The organism is Moorena sp. SIO3E8 (assembly GCF_010692445.1).
In the GTDB taxonomy this organism is placed as follows: domain Bacteria; phylum Cyanobacteriota; class Cyanobacteriia; order Cyanobacteriales; family Coleofasciculaceae; genus Moorena; species Moorena bouillonii.
In genome coordinates, this window is the sequence record NZ_JAAHHM010000014.1 from 1 (window position 1) to 17,194 (window position 17,194).

Annotated in this window: 16 protein-coding genes and 4 pseudogenes; 12 read left to right on the forward strand and 8 right to left on the reverse strand. The window is 44.7% G+C overall.

Going from position 1 to position 17,194, the window contains the following annotated elements; all coding sequences use genetic code 11:
- Positions 1-176: 176 nt before the first annotated feature.
- Positions 177-974 (reverse strand): acyl-CoA dehydrogenase family protein, encoded by a 798-nt coding sequence (locus F6K46_RS08200; RefSeq protein WP_293116928.1) that lies wholly within the window; start codon positions 972-974, stop codon positions 177-179.
- A gap of 17 nt (positions 975-991) precedes the next feature.
- Here F6K46_RS08200 and F6K46_RS08205 point away from each other — a divergent pair, with 17 nt between their 5' ends.
- On the forward strand, positions 992-1,117 hold the full coding sequence (locus F6K46_RS08205; RefSeq protein ID WP_293054804.1) for a hypothetical protein: 126 nt from the start codon (positions 992-994) through the stop codon (positions 1,115-1,117).
- Positions 1,118-1,395: 278 nt separating this feature from the next.
- Here the strand turns inward: F6K46_RS08205 and F6K46_RS08210 are convergent, their stop codons facing one another.
- Positions 1,396-2,202: a hypothetical protein gene (locus F6K46_RS08210; RefSeq protein ID WP_075899632.1), complete on the reverse strand. Its 807-nt coding sequence runs from the start codon at positions 2,200-2,202 to the stop codon at positions 1,396-1,398.
- Between the two features lie 313 nt (positions 2,203-2,515).
- Between F6K46_RS08210 and F6K46_RS08215 the strand changes: the two genes are divergently transcribed.
- The 5 genes from F6K46_RS08215 (at position 2,516) to F6K46_RS08235 (ending at position 7,165) form a co-directional block, all read left to right on the forward strand.
- Entirely contained in the window at positions 2,516-4,372 is a 1,857-nt protein-coding gene (locus F6K46_RS08215; RefSeq protein WP_293054805.1) for an ABC transporter substrate-binding protein, read from the forward strand.
- On the forward strand, positions 4,359-4,505 hold the full coding sequence (locus F6K46_RS08220; protein ID WP_293054806.1) for a hypothetical protein: 147 nt from the start codon (positions 4,359-4,361) through the stop codon (positions 4,503-4,505). The genes F6K46_RS08215 and F6K46_RS08220 overlap by 14 nt, the downstream gene beginning before the upstream one ends.
- 317 nt (positions 4,506-4,822) lie before the next feature.
- The gene (locus F6K46_RS08225) at positions 4,823-5,074 is read left to right on the forward strand and encodes a DUF3598 family protein (RefSeq protein ID WP_293054807.1); all 252 of its coding nucleotides are present in this window, start codon (positions 4,823-4,825) and stop codon (positions 5,072-5,074) included.
- A gap of 66 nt (positions 5,075-5,140) precedes the next feature.
- The gene (locus F6K46_RS08230) at positions 5,141-5,671 is read left to right on the forward strand and encodes a DUF3598 family protein (RefSeq protein WP_293074629.1); all 531 of its coding nucleotides are present in this window, start codon (positions 5,141-5,143) and stop codon (positions 5,669-5,671) included.
- 135 nt (positions 5,672-5,806) lie between these two features.
- Positions 5,807-7,165 (forward strand): Rieske 2Fe-2S domain-containing protein, encoded by a 1,359-nt coding sequence (locus F6K46_RS08235; RefSeq protein WP_293054809.1) that lies wholly within the window; start codon positions 5,807-5,809, stop codon positions 7,163-7,165.
- Positions 7,166-7,255: 90 nt separating this feature from the next.
- On the opposite strand, the gene F6K46_RS08240 is transcribed toward F6K46_RS08235, so the two are convergent.
- Positions 7,256-7,426, reverse strand: coding sequence for a hypothetical protein (locus F6K46_RS08240; RefSeq protein WP_293054810.1), 171 nt, complete (start codon positions 7,424-7,426; stop codon positions 7,256-7,258).
- 866 nt (positions 7,427-8,292) lie between these two features.
- Here F6K46_RS08240 and F6K46_RS08245 point away from each other — a divergent pair.
- A complete protein-coding gene (locus tag F6K46_RS08245) occupies positions 8,293-8,802 on the forward strand; it encodes a hypothetical protein (protein WP_293054811.1) in 510 nt (169 codons plus the stop codon).
- A 57-nt stretch (positions 8,803-8,859) separates the two neighbouring features.
- On the opposite strand, the pseudogene F6K46_RS08250 reads toward F6K46_RS08245, so the two are convergent.
- The 3 pseudogenes from F6K46_RS08250 to F6K46_RS40090 form a co-directional block, all read right to left on the reverse strand.
- Positions 8,860-9,148: pseudogene (locus F6K46_RS08250) on the reverse strand (transposase); the annotation flags it as partial.
- Positions 9,149-9,172: 24 nt separating this feature from the next.
- A pseudogene (locus F6K46_RS08255) lies at positions 9,173-9,418 on the reverse strand (IS1634 family transposase); the annotation flags it as partial.
- A 327-nt stretch (positions 9,419-9,745) separates the two neighbouring features.
- Positions 9,746-11,184: pseudogene (locus F6K46_RS40090) on the reverse strand (IS1634 family transposase); the annotation flags it as partial.
- A gap of 178 nt (positions 11,185-11,362) precedes the next feature.
- Here F6K46_RS40090 and egtC point away from each other — a divergent pair.
- Positions 11,363-12,154 carry an ergothioneine biosynthesis protein EgtC gene (egtC, locus tag F6K46_RS08275; RefSeq protein ID WP_293054813.1) on the forward strand — a complete coding sequence of 264 codons (792 nt, stop codon included), beginning with the start codon at positions 11,363-11,365 and terminating at the stop codon, positions 12,152-12,154.
- 276 nt (positions 12,155-12,430) lie between these two features.
- Here the strand turns inward: egtC and crtH are convergent, their stop codons facing one another.
- Positions 12,431-13,981 (reverse strand): carotenoid isomerase, encoded by a 1,551-nt coding sequence (gene crtH / locus F6K46_RS08280; protein ID WP_293038531.1) that lies wholly within the window; start codon positions 13,979-13,981, stop codon positions 12,431-12,433.
- A gap of 386 nt (positions 13,982-14,367) precedes the next feature.
- Entirely contained in the window at positions 14,368-14,535 is a 168-nt protein-coding gene (locus tag F6K46_RS08285) for a hypothetical protein (protein WP_293021876.1), read from the reverse strand.
- A 126-nt stretch (positions 14,536-14,661) separates the two neighbouring features.
- Here F6K46_RS08285 and upp point away from each other — a divergent pair, with 126 nt between their 5' ends.
- From upp to F6K46_RS08305, 4 genes and pseudogenes are all read left to right on the forward strand, one after another.
- Entirely contained in the window at positions 14,662-15,312 is a 651-nt protein-coding gene (gene upp / locus F6K46_RS08290; protein ID WP_071104472.1) for a uracil phosphoribosyltransferase, read from the forward strand.
- 300 nt (positions 15,313-15,612) lie between these two features.
- Positions 15,613-15,951 carry a hypothetical protein gene (locus tag F6K46_RS08295; RefSeq protein ID WP_293054837.1) on the forward strand — a complete coding sequence of 113 codons (339 nt, stop codon included), beginning with the start codon at positions 15,613-15,615 and terminating at the stop codon, positions 15,949-15,951.
- Positions 15,952-16,023: 72 nt separating this feature from the next.
- Positions 16,024-16,116: pseudogene (locus tag F6K46_RS08300) on the forward strand (RNA-guided endonuclease TnpB family protein); the annotation flags it as partial.
- A 765-nt stretch (positions 16,117-16,881) separates the two neighbouring features.
- Entirely contained in the window at positions 16,882-17,130 is a 249-nt protein-coding gene (locus F6K46_RS08305) for a YggT family protein (RefSeq protein WP_075899574.1), read from the forward strand.
- Positions 17,131-17,194 lie beyond the last annotated feature (64 nt).

The following is a 17,194-nucleotide window of genomic DNA, read 5'->3' on the forward strand; positions in this document are numbered from 1 at the left end:
CTTTTTTTGAGAAGACATCATGCCCTCAGCTGGTTCACTGTTACCGTGCTCATTGCATCCTCAAGGGATGGGGGTTAGGCATAGCCTAGTTGTGAAGAGTGTAATCGGATGAGCTGAGCATCGAGTGCGAGTGGGTCAGCGGTTCATCCTTCTGTTTCACCATTATCCGCAGCTGCTCAAGCATTTCTACCGCGCTGCACTAGAGCCAAAAAACCAGTAGACAAAACTTTTTTCTGGTCATTTTCGTGAATTGCACCTGCTTTAGCAATCGAGACCACACGTTCTTCAGGTAAGAACCAATCGGTAAGGGTAGCACTAACGGTATTGGTGGATTGCATCGCCGCCAATGCCATGGGTTTGCTAAAGGTAATAGTACCACCTGCATCTTGGCAAGTTGGAGTAAATGGCACCATACCGTAAACTTCTCGACCATCAGGCAATACTGCACCGATGATAAACTCTTGAAAGATGCTAAACCCAGTAACCCAAGGCACTTTTCCACTGATCTGATATCCACCATCTACCGGAATAGCTTTCACCAGTGGGTTACCTGTTCGTCGCACTTGGGAAAAGCCAATACCAACTAGCACTTGACCCTTGGCTAATTTAGGAAGATACTGGTGCTTCAACGATTCATTCTCAGAGTAGACGATCATTGCTCCAGCACTCTGGTGTTGATTTTGCAAGAATGCCAAAGCACCGGAATACCGTGCTACCAGTTGCTGGAAGTAGGGGAAGGTGGTGCTACTAACTTCGAGACCTCCCCAGGATTTGGGAATCCTTAGCCCTAGCAACGTGCGATTCGGCTTTGCCGACGCTACGCGAACGCTCAGCCCCTTGAGAGCCTCTCGTAACACCTCAGGAGCACTATCAATTTCTGAAGCCAAGGGAGCAACGGATTCCCTTAGATAAGACTCCGCTGTCTCTAATAGGCTTTGTTGGTCATTATCGGGATACCGTTTGCTCACCTGCATTAACCTTTCTAGTTACTATGATCTTAAGCATTCAGCTATCAGCTATCAGCTATCAGTTATCAGTTATCAGCTTATGCGCTACGCGCACGTTGCGCGAACAGCTTTTGAAGAAAACAGGTAAGCATTCGTTTAATCTGAGTTAAGTCTGCTGAGGGCTGAGGGCTGAGGGCTGAGGGCTGAGGGCACCTCAAGTAGCGTGCGCGTAGCACATATGCTTACCTGTGATTTATAGCATTTTTCAATTCGGTGAGGTACTTTCGTCATAAAAAGCGTTCGCGTAGCTTGACCAAAGGTCAATCGCCCCCAGTGAGTGAAAGCGATCGCTTTTAGCGGAAGCTGAGGCCGTAGGCCACGCTACGCGAACGCTTCATCGCGTCGGCTTTGCCGAATCGTAGCTGTGGATACCAATTAATATCAGCAGCTAAAAAACTGTTTCTTCCATATTGTCATGGTTAGGGGTTGGAAAGCTTTGTAGCCTCTTGAGGAAATCTAACAATTCTTCAGGTGTCAGAAACTGACGGGAAATCTTCCCGTAAACCTGTTGTAGGTATTTAACTCCATCTTGTTTTGACCACCGCAACCGTTGAAGTTCCTTGGACGTCTGCTTTAGAATTTCAAAAGATTCGTGGGACTTGATCCAATCTTCCGATTGTTGTGCCCCGGTCTGTGGCTTTGTTTGTGGCTCTGACTCTGGTCCTGGTGGTGAAATTGGCTGACCACTTAAAAGTGACTGGCAGGCATTGGCAATCGAGTAGATATTAACAGAAGCATCCCAATCATAGGATATATAGCGGTCTCTACTATCATAGAGGGAACAGAATACGGTAGCTGGATTACCTTTTGAAGTATCATTACCCCTCAGAGCGATCGTCAGCGGTTCCTTTACTTGCTCAGGGGATAACTTAACAAGACTAAGCAAAAAGCAACGAGAAAATATACTATCAATCCCTGACTGGATAGAATACGGTTTATCCGCTAGCACTTGGATGCGGAGTTTAAGCACTTCTTTCTCAAGAAATTCTTTTGCCACTATCTCAATCCCACTCACAAAACATCGAATGGCTTGGTGGTAAATGGCTTCTGGTTTGTTTTCTGAGTGATTCCAAAAGTGCCACAGGTACTTACCATTTTCAGAGTTTTTGACATAGATTATTTTCGGTATCGGGGCATCACAAAACCCCAATTTTTTGGTATTGTCTAGGTTGCTTGACTCTACTGTTTCGGCCATGACACTCCCTTGGATACTATCGCAAATCTGTGCTTTAAGTATCCAAACCTGATGTATGCGTTCGCATTTGTTTTATGAATATCGGGTATGCTTTACCGTAATAGATCGATACTCGCGCATCCGGTTTGTTGATCCCGTTTGTTGATGATCACGTTATGGTTATAGCCATGAAATTACTAGAGAAATCCTAAATCTGTGATAACTTTTGATTTAGGATTTCCCTATTCCCTATTCCCTATTCCCTATTCCCTATTCCCTTTGCTATATAAATTTTAATACCGATACCGTTACCATTTGCGACTGCATCAAGACAATGATTAAAAATGTATTTAAAGATATCCTCTTATCCAAAACTAATTCTTCCCTTCCTCCTCTCCCCACACTCCTCCCTTTTCAACAGGTCTTACGACCCCTGCCTCTAGCCATTGCGCTGGTGCTATCTTGTCTATTGACCCTTACAGGTTGCCATCCGAACCAGTTTAAGACTCAGGCAGCTCAGGTCTCTCAACTAGTGTTAGCTACTCCTAGTGACCCAGCTAGCTTTAACTATATTGTTAATACCTCTCCCTTCGGTGTATTTGGTTACCTCTACGAAGGATTGTTGAGTGAGAATGGCATGACAGGGGAGTTGGAACCAAAACTAGCTGAATCTTGGGACATTTCCTCAGACCGACAGCAGATCACCTTCACCCTGCGGCATGGGCTAAAGTGGTCTGATGGGGAACCCCTGACGGTGGATGATGTGATCTTTACCTATCAGGAGCTTTACCTGAATCCTAAAATTCCCACAGTCTTCCGAGATTTCCTCCAGATTGGTAGTACTGGTAAGTACCCATCGGTGCGCAAACTAGATCAGCGGCGAGTTGAGTTTACCTTACCACAACCCTTTGCGCCATTTGTGAGATCCGCCGGAACCCTAGCCATTCTACCGGCTCATGCGTTACGAGAGTCTGTGCAAGCCACTGATGGTAATGGCAATCCCCAGTTTCTTTCAACTTGGGGCACTAACACCAATCCCCAAGACATTGTTAGCAATGGTCCCTATCGACTACAAAAGTATACCCCTGCTGAGCGAGTCATCCTACAACGCAACCCTTATTACTGGCGTGCTGATGCTCAGGGAAATCCCCAACCCTACATTCAACGGATTGTCTTACAAGTTATCCCATCCTCTGATAACCAGTTACTCAGATTTCGCTCTGGGGAGTTGGATAGCCTCAGAGTCAATCCCGAGGCCTTTGGGTTACTTAAACGAGAGGAAAAGCGGGGGAAATACACCATTTACAATGGAGGACCGATGCCTAGCATTAGGTTTGTCGGTTTTAATCTCAACAAAGCTCGCAATGCTCAGGGAAAACCTTTCGTAGACCCAATCAAGTCCCGTTGGTTCAATACCTTGGCCTTTCGACAAGCGGTAGCCTATGCTATTGACCGGGAAAGAATGAAAACTAATATTTATCGAGGACTGGGTGAAGTACAACATTCCCCGATTGCTGTCCAAAGTCCCTATTACCTTTCCCCAGAAGACGGGTTAAAAGTCTACAACTATCAACCCCAGAAGGCAAAACAATTACTATTAGAAGCTGGTTTCAGGTATAACTCCCAAAATCAGCTGCTGGATTGGGATGGCAACCGAGTAAAATTCACTCTGCTGGTGAAATCAGACGATAAATCCCGAGTGGACGCAGCAGTTCAGATTAAACAAGACTTGAGCCAAATTGGGATAGAAGCAGATTTGCAGGTACTCAGCTTCAACCTTGTGCTCAGAAAGCTCCTATCGACTCGGGATTGGGAGTGTTATGTGGGTGCCTTTGGAGCAGGAGTGAGTGAGCCTCACAGTGTATTTGTTTTCTGGTATAGTGGAGGCTCGTTTCATCAATTTAATCAAGGTCCTCAACCCGGACAACCACCACTGGCAGGATGGGAAGTGTCTGACTGGGAGCAAGAGATTGACCGTCTGTTCAATGCTGGGATACAAGAACTTGATCAGAGCAAACGCAAAGTCATTTATGATCGATTCCAGGAAATCGTTGCCGAGGAGTTGCCCGTGTTTTTCCTGGTCAATTCACTATACTTTGAGGCAGTACGCGATCGCATCGAGAATATCAAATTTTCTAGCTTAGGCGGACCGTTATGGAACATTGATGAGCTGAGAATTGCCGAAAACTAATCAAGTCTTGGGCCTTGGGGGATGGGGATTGTGGGGAGATGGGGAGATGGGGAGATGGGGAGATGGGGAGATGGGGAGATGGGGAGATGGGGAGATGGGAAGTGTGAACGCTAATAATTGGTATAAAAAATAGCTGGAATTACCCTTAATTTGATGATATTAATTTTGAGAATGGCTAACAAAAGCCCACATAGAGAATAGAAAGAAAAGGGTTGAGAAAAAATGCGATGCTAAGCATTGAGCCACTACGGGATTGACCATTCGCGCAGCGTCGGGTTTTTCCCGAAAGGTCACGCTAAATGCGATCGCATCAGTTAGTTTACTTGGTAATAGTGATCGCTATCCCATCCTGTAGGTGCGAGCATAGCGTTCGCGTAGCGTGGCCTACGGCCAATCGCTTTCTTTGTTAACTTAGAGTAGGTTAAGTCGGACTAGAGGAAGTAAAGAACCATGAATGATCATAATCAGATTCAGGACAACCAGTCAACTGACCAGTCAGAGGAAAAATTATTCCGACAATGGTATCGCTTTATTGAGGATAATGGATTCACCTGGAAAGGAATTCTTTCTCGATATAAGGGTAACGGAAGTCTTGATCAAGTCCTTGATTCCACAAGAAGATTTACTCCTCTGGCAGATGCATCTCAACTTGAGCATTATCTATGTTTTATTAACCAAGACGACCCCTCTAAAATCCAATAAAATACGTGGATTATTGAGAAATGCGGTCCAGGTATCTCTCACCCCATCGATCTGAGTTCAACCACGATGTTTTCATCTAAATCCTCTGGTGTAATGAGCAAACCTCTTAGGAAAAACGAGGTGAACTTGACCGAGATTTACCTGTTCCAAGGCAACCGTCGTATCAGCGTGGTAATTGGCTATTTCCCGGATAGCTCCAAGGAGTCAGGAAATCGATGTGTACTCTCCAGGATTTCCTTGTTCCGCGAAGTTAAACTTGAGGTTGTCCCATTTCCCTGGTCTAATCAGACACCAGAGGTAAGTAATCGGGATTATCCGAGCATTAAGGCAATAGACACCCTGGTATTACGATCAGGCACCTTTGATGAAATGCCCCTGCCAGATTACCCTGTCCATTGGCCGAAGGACGGTCGATTAATATTTGATTTTCCCGACGGGATTTCCATAAACGTGCCAGAAACCCTTGAGCCTGGTAACGATAGCACTCTGATCGTTAGTTGGAAATACAGCACCGATAGAATCAAGAGAGGGATTGCTAACTTCACGGATGATACCCGCGCAGCTGATTTGATTACCCAGGAATGCGTGATTCTCTAACAATAGGGTGGGCAATGTCTAGCAACTCTTAGTACTAGGATTGACAGTGAAGGTTTAGTATTGCTGGCCTCAGTGCCGAAAAAGCTCCAGATTCGCCATCTTTGATGGTCAGTTGTTTCATAGAGGAAGTTATCGATGAGAGTTGATACCAAAAAACCAGAAGCAGTAAAAAAAACTGCCACCGCTCCAATAACTGAAACACAGCAAGAGTTCAACTGGCAGCAGTGCTGGTATCCTGTCACCTTTGTCCAAGACCTGCCCACAGACCGTCCTTACAGCTTCTCCCTGTATGACGAGCCTTTGGTATTGTTCAGAAACCAAGATGGTAAGCTAGCCTGTTTAACAAACCGCTGCCCTCACCGCGCCGCTAAACTCTCGGACGGACAAATCATTGATGGTAAAATCGAGTGCTTATATCACGGCTGGCAATTTGGTCAAGATGGTCAATGTTTGCACATTCCCCAGTTACCAGAAGATGCCAAGATTCCAGCCAAAGCCTGTGTGCAATCCTTTACGGTTGTGGAACGGCAAGGTATTGTCTGGGTATGGATGGGGAAACCTGAAGCTGCTGATCTCGAGGGCATCCCAACTGTAGCGGATTTGGAAAATCCTACAGTTGCCAGCTCAGACTATATGATAGACCTCCCCTACGACCAAAGCTATTTTATAGAAAATGCCCTCGATCCCTCTCACCTCTTCATTAGCCACGAGGGCACCCTCAGTAGTCGAAAATACGCTCAACCCTTAGAAATGGAAGTCCTGGAAAGTTCTACTCTTGGGATTCGAGGCAGGTACCGAAAAACCAGGCAAAAGAATAGCCCATGGGTAAACCTTGATTTCGTTGCTCCCAATTTAGTGACCTACAGAAGCTCAAGAGAGGAAAAATCAGTTCGTATCGGTGGATCAGCACTTTATTCCCTTCCTCTAGGTCAGGGCAAATGCCGTATTATTATTAGGAATTATAATAATTATTCTACCTGGAAACTGAAGCTACAGCCTCGTTGGATGGAACACTGGTACCGAGACAAATTCTTAGAAGAAGATTTACCACTTGTGGTGGGACAGCAGGCAGAAGTGGAACGGTTGGGAACAAGCCTAAACTCTCTGTATTTGCCACTCAAAACATCAGATCTGTTGTTGATTGAGTATCGCAAGTGGCTCGATAAGTTCGGAACATCTTTACCTTTTTATCAAGGCTATTCTACCAGGAAGCTACCCCAGAAAAAACTGGAAGATAATCAGCAACCACCTCCCCTAGACCGATTAAGGCGACATACTCAAATCTGTGGTTCCTGCAATCGAGCCTATCAGGTAACCAACCGGTTAAAAACGACTTTTGTGGCAGTAGCGATCGCATTGGCGGCTTTGGCAATAGTGACGGATGGTTCTGGCACTGAACTAGTTGCTATTTTAGGGTCTGGCTCAGCCATTGTTATTGCAACAGTTGCCCATCAAGTTAAAACCCATTTCGAGCGTTCTTACACTCGTCATTAACCCTAATTTGACCTCAAGGTCATGTAAGCATTCAGGCATCAGCTAAAGGCCTACGGTCACGCTACTTGAGGTGCCGTCAGCTTATTTTATTCAAAAGCTGTTCGGTGTAGCTTGCGCTATGGCCATAAACTGTTGCCGTAGCGTGGCCACAGGCTTTTGGCTGATAGCTGATAGCACCTCAAGTAGCCTGTGCCACGCTACGGGAAAAGCTTTTGAATAAGCGATGCAGCGCCGACCTGCGGGGGTTTCCCCCGGAGACAAAACCTTAGATAGGGTCGCCTTTATAGTTAGCAGGTTATGCAGAAAAGGGTTAAAGATTTTTTACAAAGGCTCCACTATCTTAGAGGTTGTCTGAGAAGTCTCATTTGCTACATCCAAGCCCCCTAAATCCCCCAATTTTGGGGGACTTTTACCAGCAAAAGATTCTTGTTCCCCCCAGAATTGGGGGGCTAGGGGGGCAAAATTCAATATCAAAAAACTTTTCAGATATCCTCTTACGGTAAATTCAAACCACTCGCGCTTTGCATCAAGACAACAGATAACCATTCATTTATTATTAGTTAAGTCTGCTGACCGCACCTCAAGTAGCGTGAGCTTTTAGCTCACCGCTGACGGCTGAATGCTTACCTAACAGCTACCAAAAAGATTACCGAAAGATGACCGTACCCACCAATAATCCCAAGGAATTTAGACAATTTGAACAAAATGTCTCGCTAACCCCACCTATAATCTTCGATTTAGGTGGGGTTAGCGAGACCAACCAAAAACACTACCTTTTCTTATTCTTTTGGCAATTCTAGATTAATCATATAGCGTTTCTAGGACTCATGAGGTACACATTAGTTTTGACCTCTTCCCTCTTCCCTCTTCCCTGCTCCCTGCTCCGAAGTCCCTGCTCCCTGCTCCCTAAAAACCAGAAATTTGTACCTCACAAGTAGTAGAATTGCTATATTTGTGTTAATAAGTAGTCGGACATAAATAAACGGTACTGTCTCAAAAACTGTAAAATGCTTATAACCTTTACCCCAAAAGGTTTTACCTATATTTACAAAACTTTATACAGCACCCAAAACTTTTGTCCGACTACTTATAATTTAATAGCCTATAGAGTGGGCTGTGACTAGACCATGGGTAAAAAAAGCAAAAGAAAAACTAAAAAATCTCAACCTCAACCTCTGATTCGTACAGATGTGTGGCGTTTAGTTACTACTCCCGAACAGAAAGAGATGATGTTGATGACGGTAACCTGCTACCGTAAATATCTTTTACCTTTAGTTTTGATTGTGAATGCACAATGGTCTAATTTAGCCCCTCTAAGTAGCTTAGAATTAGTTTTGGCTGTGGAAAAAATGATTCATGTTACCACAGCTAACCCAAATCCCAAACATAGTTATTATCAGAAAATTGTCAACAAATATCCAGATCACCGTAAGTTTCCCAGCTATTTAAGAAGAGCAGCCATAGCTGAAGCAATTGGCATTGTTTCTAGTTTTCAAATCCGTTATCGTTCTTGGCAGTCGGGAAATCGTAAAAAACGTACAGCTAAAGCACCAAGACTAACAGCAATGTGTAAAACTTACCCGGCTTTGTATAAAGGTCCTAAAAGGGGGACAAGGAGGCATGAGAGCTTTATGTAGTGAGCGATACAGCAGAAATAGATAAAAAAAGGGCTCTTCCGTACTTGTTATGCTAAACTAACAGTTAAAATGCCAGTTTAATAAACATCTCGAAACGAAAGTTTTCCAAATTACGAAATCCATAAGCCGAGCGCTTAATTAGCTTAAGTTTGTTATTAATACCCTCAACGACACCACTGGTTGTTCTATGATCAAAGTAAGCAATTATCTCATCCAGGCATCGGCTAATCGTTTTTTGGCTCTCGGGGAAATATTTTTTCGCTCTTGACAACCAAATCCCCAGTTTCACTAATCCGGTGTACCAATTACTAGTCTTCTCAAAAATTTTTCTGATTTTCTCTTTTAGTTCATCCCACATTCCGCAGGTTAGTTAGCAAAGGAGATAATATTTACGACAAGGAGCACCAAAGAACTTGAGAATCCAACACCGTTCTTCACTGAGGTTGGAAACTTGTTTCAAGCCAGCCATCGTCAATAAATGAATTGACATGAAACATTGAAACACCCAACGCAAAGTAGGAGTGGCAGTTGGCTTACCTAACTGATTTTGGATTGTTTGAGATGCTCGTTTTAAGGATTGACGTAATGCCCTCTGACCCAGGCTGTAAACCAGCATTCCACTTACCCATAACCATGTCTTGATGCAAAGCGCGAGTGGGGGAAACCACGGCAGTTGCTCATGGTTTGTTCGCGTTCGCCTTTGGCGTGGCCTACGGCCAAGCGTCGCCAAAGGCGATAGTTACCGTAAGATAGGGTCGCCTTGTCAGCCATGCAAAGCGCGAGTGGGGGAAACCCCCTGTTCCGAAGCTGCATCGCTATTAACAAATATTTAACCCTTTTCTGCATAACCTGCTAACTATAAAGGCGACCCTATCTAAGGTTTCGTCTCCGGGGGAACCCCCAAGACCGCACTGCCTCCCCAAGACCGCGCTGCATCGCTTGCTAAAGCCGCAACTCTTTTGCTTGAATTGAGAAACACAGTGGAAGTAAAAAACAATGGGTCTTTGAGAAACCGAAAACCACGTTCTGTAGATTGTTGTGACTTATATTCACGCAAAACCTCTTCGTCGCTAAGTAAGGCCTTTGGCCACGCTACGCGATCGGAGGCATCAAGAACATTGGTGGCAATAATAAACCGGCCAGCCCGTTCTGTTTCAATAGTAATTGCCGTTTCTTTGGGTATAATTTCAGCTTGAATCTGGTAGCTTAGGGTAGGTTTATAATCCTGGCGAGGTCTACCACGTCCTCGATATTGAGCATGTTCAATAACTTCAATATTTGCAAGTTGATGAAATGGCAACTGATTCTCAAGTAGTTTGGTGGCTGTGAGTGCATCTTTGGCACATGCAAATTTTTGTTGACACAATTTTCGCAGTTGCGATTGTGCCTGAGTACATTTTTTTGCTAGACGTTTTTCCAGTTTTTTTAAGTCTGATTGTTGACGGGCTTGACTTTCTATCCATGTGCCACCTTTGTCGCACACCGCCATAATTATTACAACATGGGGCAATACGATATCCTGGGATTGTACTTGGTACAAATGCATCAGTACTGATATTTTTTAACAGTTCTTTGGCAGCCGTTAGGGTACCAGGAAGTCGAGATCCCAATCTTAAGGAGACCATCATCTGCAAATTTTCTTCAGTGTAAAGGGCTGCATCGGCCACAAATAAACCGTCTATTTGCCATTGTTTGTGGAAGTCAGCGATCAGTTTTCCAAACATGGCGCTCATCGACTTCATTTCCATCTGCAACTCTTAAATATAAGGGTATATCTCCATCTCCACTGCACATCAAATCGAGGATAAATTGTTTCAAATCTGGTCGGTGATCTCGCTTAATAACCATATGTAATTGTAATTAATCCTGATTCGGCTGATGCTTCATCGTCAGCATCTATCTCATAATCCCCATGTACGTGAAATGAACATGAATACATGTGGAAACTGTCCATCTTCACTCCAAATTTACCGGCTGCTGATAGTGCAACTCGGATGAAAATGTCCGTTAATCCAGCATCATATAGTAAGTCTTACGACTCTGCCCAAGCGGTCATCATTCAAGTGTTCTGGTTTTATTCCCTCTCCCAATAAATGTTCCGTTGCAATCCCTGTCTTGATGCAGTCGCTCATGGGGGAAACCCCCAAGACCGCGCTGCATCGCTTCAAAAAACTTATAAAATAGATAGAGTGGCGCGCTGACAAAGCCCTTACCGTTGATAATCATTGCTTTGACCACTTGACCTGCGCTAATTATTTCTTGGGGATGAGTTCCGAGCAGTTGGTTAATCTCCTCAACCAACCCCATTTCATCAACAATACCTGCCACTATGCCCAAGTGGTCGATATCTTGTACTTTGATTTGTGATCCTGAAACATTCATACTTCAAAAATACAACATTATGTGATCGCACCTGCGGAATGTGGGGTGCAACCCCAAGCCGGAGATTATTATGCAGGATGGATCACCAGTGATATTGTTGGTCCTTTTAAAGGCGAACCTGGTACCTGGGGTTGGTAGGAAAAAATAAGGTTAATACCAATTTTTTGTATTTCAACATATGTGTCGATTACTCGCTTACCTCGGTTCTCCTATCCAACCGGATAAACTAATCTACGAACCAGAACACTCTCTGTGTATTCAAAGTTACAGACCGCGAGAAACTGTAACCACCTCTGTGAATGCTGATGGGGTAGGAATTGGCTGGTATCACTCCCAAAAACAGACAGAACCCTTTATCTACAAAAATATCCTACCCATCTGGAGCGATATTAATTTACCCCACCTCAGTCGTTACATCGAGACTGAATGTTTCTTAGCCTATATCCGCAGTGCTACTCCTGGACAAGCAGCCAGTTTGAGTAACTGTCAACCTTTTAGCGATCGCCACTTCCTCTTCACCCACAATGGTTTCATCGACAATTTTCGAGCCACCTTATACCAACCGATCCGCAGTCATATTAAAGATACAGTCTATCATAAAATTGAAGGCACTACCGATTCTGAACATATTTTCGCCTTGTTTCTCAATGAGTTAGCTGCTGTTGATGGTAATTGGGAACAAGCGTTACAGGCTACCTTAAACACACTCTTTAAGTTAGCCAAACCCTATGGAGTAAAGGTCTTAGCGAACATCATTATTAGTGATGGAAATCAGCTTATTGCCTCTCGTTGTGCTATCGGTTCTACTCCACCTTCTCTCTACTGGCTACAGAACGCTCCACATTTCCCCAATTCTGTCATCATTGCCTCTGAACCCTTGTTCCCAGGAAACTGGAATCCTTGTCCTGAAAGTAGCATGATTTGTGTCACAGAAGACCTGAAAATCAACATGCATCCCATAGATTTGTAGAGCTAACGGGGTGACAACCCCGTTAGGTACTCGCCCCTTTTTTAAAAACCGTTAAAAACCGTTAAAAACCTACCCTTGTCAGGGCGTGGGGCCCGGGTGTGGGAAGTGTGGTGAGTGTAATCTAATTTGCGTTTGAATACTTACTTTATAGCGATTCTCATATTAATGACGTACACAGGATTTTTTCCCTATTGCCTATTGCTAGCTTGCCTATTGCCTGTTCCCTATTGCCTATTGCTAGCATGCCTATTGCCTGTTCCCTAAGAAGCATTCTACCTAGAATCCCAAATCCACAGCAATACGGTGAGCACAAGCAAATCCCGAAAACGCTACTGCATTTAAACCCTGCCCTGGAAAAGTGCTATCCCCAACACAATAAAGCCCTGGAATCGCAGTCCGATTAAACGGCATTCCCAACAATCCCATTAACTTGCGGCGGGGAATTGGCCCATAGGTTCCATCCATACGGTTCAAAAATCGTCGATGACTGCGTGGTGTGCCCACCTCCATGTAATCCAATCCAGCATCTAAGCCAGGAAAAATCGTTTCTAGTCGCTCAATTAAGCATCCAGCTGCCTCTTCCTTCTTATTTTCGTACTCACGAGGGGATAACCCTTGCCAATCTTCCATCCAGCTCGGGGTAAAGGTGTGGAAAACATGATAGCCTTCTGGCGCTAAATTGGGATCAAGCAAGGTAGGAATCGAAACAAAAATAGTCCCCTCCGCATCCTCCATTTTTCCCCAGTCTTCTAGGACAATATGGTGACACTCTGTACCAGGTGGTAAAACATCTGCCTTTACCCCTAAATGTAAACTCAAAAAACCCGGTGATTTCTGATAACGCTGTTGCCATTTCCGCTCAACTGCTGGCATCTGGTCAGCTGGGACTAATTTCTCAAATGTATCCCAACGGGTAGCATTGGAAACAATTCGTTTTGCTCGATACTCTTTACCATTGACTAGCTGGACACCCACTGCCTTGCCCTTTTCCAGCAGAATTTTCCCGACTCGAGCTTTATAAAGAATCTGACCTCCAGCTTTCTCCAATCCCTCCACTAGTTTTTGGGCGATTTTTCCTACACCTCCTACCGGATAATTAATCCCACCGTAATGTCGGTCAGAAAACACCATCCCAGCATTAATCATCGGTGTTTTGTCAGCAGGTACCACAGACCAGCAATAACATTCCATGTCTATAAATTTCAGCAACTGGAGGTCGCTAATATACTTGCGAGCAATGTCTCCCACATTTTGGGGTAGGTACTTCACTAAACCCAAACAAGCCAAGGGATGCTGGAAAAATACCCTGGTCAAATAGCGAATTTCTTCCAAGGACAGTAAGTCCATCGCATTCAGGCAATTAAAGACCTTCCAGCATTCATCGTAAAATTTGCGAATTCCTTGGCGTTGGTCAGGGAAGTGAGCCGTGAGTTCTTGCAAAAAATTCTCATAGTCTCGGTGGACTTTGAGCTCTAGATCACCAGGGAGATGATAGTGAATCTGTACTGGATCTGGAATTGTTTCCAGACTGACATTGACAGCCTCAAGGGCTCGGGTAAGTAGATTGGTTGTCCCTTCGGTGCCAAACCCAAAAATCATTGATGCTCCCACATCAAAGCGATACCCCTCTCGCTCGAAGTAACCCGAACTACCACCAGGAATGATATAGCTTTCTAGCACCAGCACACTCGCTCCCTTCGCTGCCAACTGAGTTGCGGTTACTAGCCCCCCAATACCAGAGCCAATCACAATAGTATCAAATACCGATTGATTGGAAATGGTATGGGATTGATTGCTTGATGGGCAAGGTTGGGATCCAGCAGTCATGGAATTAGCAATTTAAATATATTAACTGATGGATCTGAGTTTAGCGTTTCTTGTTGATATAAGAGTTCATTACTAATGCAAAAAAAAAAGTGGGCACCAGCCTGCTGCTGCGTACCGGTCCCACCCGCCTATCCTTAATGAGAGGAGAACACTTATTACTACTATAGTCTTGTTGAAAAAAAATGTCAACATATTGAAAAGCATTTTCCCGAAAAGGGGAGTGTCGGGAGTGCCGGGAGTGGGAGGAGTGTTAGCTAACCATCCCACCGGGGAGGGTAACAAGCAGCCTTGTTACCCTTACTGGGTGTCGGCGAACCTGTAGGGAAAACTTTTTGGGAACTAAGGCAATCATTACACCCCGCGCCCCCGCCACACCACACACCCCCTCAGGTGTAGATCTGAGTCTCTATGGTGTTTTTGCTTGTAATTGACCACTTGACAGTATTATTGGCATAGTTAAAAGCATGCCCAAACCCTTTGAGTGCTGTCTGTATTTTGACAACTTGTTTAGGGTTTGCTTGAATCAAGCAAACACTCGTTAATACTGTATTCATCAATGTAAAACTTGAAACTATCATCGACTAGATCAAAACTTGTGGTTATTCCCAAAAACCCTGCTGCCCAATTCCTCTGACACTACCTAATTTGTTTCTCACTAATTCTTATAGTTACGACCTGTTATGACTCTCCAACTACGTGTCTATGTTCCACCCCATCCCCTAGTTAAGCACTGGCTAGGGGTTGCCCGTGATGCCTCGACACCACCTCCATTGTTCAAAAGCGCTATGACCGAGTTGGGACGCTGGTTGACCTATGAAGCAATGCGGGATTGGTTGCCGAATGAAGAACTAACAGTGCAAACTCCCCTAGCTCCGTGCAAGGTAACTATGGTTAACCCAGAAGTGCCCATAGTAGTTGTGCCAATTTTGCGGGCTGGACTAGCGCTCTTAGATGGAGCCCAAACTTTGCTGCCCTTGGCATCGGTTTATCACCTTGGTCTGGTCAGAAATGAGGAAACCTTACAAGCCAGTTTTTACCTGAATACCTTACCCAATCAGTTTGACCCAAATACACGAGTCCTAGTTCTCGACCCAATGCTGGCTACTGGTGGCACAATGATGTTGGCAATGTCAGAACTTAAAAAACGAGGAGCAACACCAGACTTAACACGGATTATTAGCGTGGTAGCAGCACCACCAGCCTTACAAAAGTTGGGGGCAGATTATCCTAGTTTGACCATCTACACTGGCATGATTGATGAGGAAGTCAATGCTAAGGGATATATCGTACCAGGCTTGGGTGATGCAGGCGATCGCGCTTTTGGAACTTGACCTGAGCAGCAAATAACCCCTATTACCCTGAGCAACTTAGACAGCAAATCCAACTAACTGATAGTAGAGGTGTTCCAGGCAACACCTCTACCTAGACTGGCTGATCACGGTGCCAAACTTCACACTCTCCGCTCCCTCACCAGACCGGGCTTTCAAAGCTTTGTCTAAAAGCCTTGCGATACGATACAATTAATTATGGGCTGGTAGCAAACCCCTTGTCTAATCAGCAAGATCCTCTCAAACTTGATGGGTTAATCTGGATAAAAGCTGCATTTTGAAAATCAAGGGCAACAGAGCAACATGAGTCAGCAAGATGGTTTTGCAAGTGGATTCCTGACTGGAGCAGTAGTCGGGGGATTGATAGGTGGATTAATCGGCGCTTTGGTTACTGCTGGGAAAAGTAATCAAAACAACGATGAGGAAGATCGGTCTATGTTAAATTCTGAGCGCTCAGACCCTAAGGCAATTAGGGCCAGAAGGCGCGAACTAAAGGCAGAAGCAAGTATTGAAGCGGCACGTCAGAGTTTGGAAGACAAAATTGCCCAGCTCAATTCAGCCATTGACGATGTACGTCAACAAGTCAGCACAGTGAAAGGTACAGCTGAGGCAAATACACATGAACGGGTGCTTGAGCCGTGAAATTATTCTGTTGTAGGTATGTTAAAGCTTTACGAAACTCCCAAGGCTGAAAGCCCCGCGTTTTTAAACCGGGTCAGAAGTTACCGCAAGAATAGTGCAGCCTTTATAGTTGGTAGGCTATGCATTAAAGGTGACAGGTTTTGTTGTAAGGCTGCACTATTCTAAGGTTTCGTCTCCGGGATGAAAGCCAGTTAGCGACTTTAGTCGCCTAGATGCAATTTCATCAAAAAGGTTGACAATACCTGCGCTAAAGTATCATTTAGATATGGGTACAGGCTGAAAAACCGTTCGCGTAGCGTGGCCTTTGGCCTTGGCACAACCGGGTCAGAGACCCGCAATTGTTTGACCTAAAAGTAGTAATGCCCGGAGGGTAGGGAAAGTCCTCCTTTCTTGATGCAATAGCGAGTGGGGGAAACCCCCAAGACCGCGCTGCATCGCTAAAAACCCAATCATCAACTAACAATTGGTGTGTGAACCCAGCAAGATCACAACTTGAGAGAAAAATGGTACGGCGGGGTTAGAAGTTACCGTAAGAAGAGTGGAGCCTTTAAGGGTTACAGGCTATGCATAGAAGGGTTAAAACTTTTTTATTAAGGCTCCACTCTTCTAAGGTTTCGTCTCCGGCACGCCGAAACCAAGTAAAACGGGAAAGTAACGGACTTTATAAGGCACTTTCCAATCTTGTTGCTAAACGCTATCGCGAGACTAGCCCGCTGGGTCTTTCGTGAACTGAACTAGATTCTTGGTCTTGACGGGATTCAGGTTTAGATATTGCCATTTGGACACGGAGGTTTAAGGCCGGTCGTAGATCTAGGAATCCCCGTCTTTTTAAAGCGGGGAGTGTCAATGACTTGGTATTCAGGCACAGGGTGCTCAAATTCGTTAAACTTAACATTAAGATAAAAACTTAGTAAGAAAGCTTATAAATCTATGGCTACAGAACTGTTGACTAGCACTCTCCAGAGCTTTATTCAAATCTATCTAGTTCTATTAATTGTCCGAATTCTGTTAACTTGGTTTCAAACAATGGATTGGGCGAATCAGGTCGCTTCTGTCTTAAGTCCAATTACTGACCCTTACCTGAATATTTTCCGTTCCTTCATTCCACCCCTTGGAGGTATAGATTTTTCCCCCATACTGGCGATTTTCCTTCTACAAATTTTAGCTGGGGCGTTTTAGCTTAAACGGGGAGAAGCCCCACGTCTGAAAGGTAAGCGTCAGCGTGGGCTTAATCCCCCTTTAA

Excerpts from the sequence above, each read along its gene's own strand:
- F6K46_RS08215 (WP_293054805.1), top strand. The coding sequence starts at position 2,516 with ATGATTAAAAATGTATTTAAAGATATCCTCTTATCCAAAACTAATTCT.
- egtC (WP_293054813.1), top strand. The coding sequence starts at position 11,363 with ATGTGTCGATTACTCGCTTACCTCGGTTCTCCTATCCAACCGGATAAA.
- F6K46_RS08235 (WP_293054809.1), top strand. The coding sequence starts at position 5,807 with ATGAGAGTTGATACCAAAAAACCAGAAGCAGTAAAAAAAACTGCCACC.
- F6K46_RS08305 (WP_075899574.1), top strand. The coding sequence starts at position 16,882 with ATGGCTACAGAACTGTTGACTAGCACTCTCCAGAGCTTTATTCAAATC.
- F6K46_RS08245 (WP_293054811.1), top strand. The coding sequence starts at position 8,293 with ATGGGTAAAAAAAGCAAAAGAAAAACTAAAAAATCTCAACCTCAACCT.
- crtH (WP_293038531.1), bottom strand. The coding sequence starts at position 13,981 with ATGACTGCTGGATCCCAACCTTGCCCATCAAGCAATCAATCCCATACC.
- F6K46_RS08285 (WP_293021876.1), bottom strand. The coding sequence starts at position 14,535 with ATGAATACAGTATTAACGAGTGTTTGCTTGATTCAAGCAAACCCTAAA.
- F6K46_RS08295 (WP_293054837.1), top strand. The coding sequence starts at position 15,613 with ATGAGTCAGCAAGATGGTTTTGCAAGTGGATTCCTGACTGGAGCAGTA.
- upp (WP_071104472.1), top strand. The coding sequence starts at position 14,662 with ATGACTCTCCAACTACGTGTCTATGTTCCACCCCATCCCCTAGTTAAG.
- F6K46_RS08200 (WP_293116928.1), bottom strand. The coding sequence starts at position 974 with ATGCAGGTGAGCAAACGGTATCCCGATAATGACCAACAAAGCCTATTA.
- F6K46_RS08210 (WP_075899632.1), bottom strand. The coding sequence starts at position 2,202 with ATGGCCGAAACAGTAGAGTCAAGCAACCTAGACAATACCAAAAAATTG.
- F6K46_RS08225 (WP_293054807.1), top strand. The coding sequence starts at position 4,823 with ATGAATGATCATAATCAGATTCAGGACAACCAGTCAACTGACCAGTCA.
- F6K46_RS08230 (WP_293074629.1), top strand. The coding sequence starts at position 5,141 with ATGTTTTCATCTAAATCCTCTGGTGTAATGAGCAAACCTCTTAGGAAA.
- F6K46_RS08205 (WP_293054804.1), top strand. The coding sequence starts at position 992 with ATGATCTTAAGCATTCAGCTATCAGCTATCAGCTATCAGTTATCAGTT.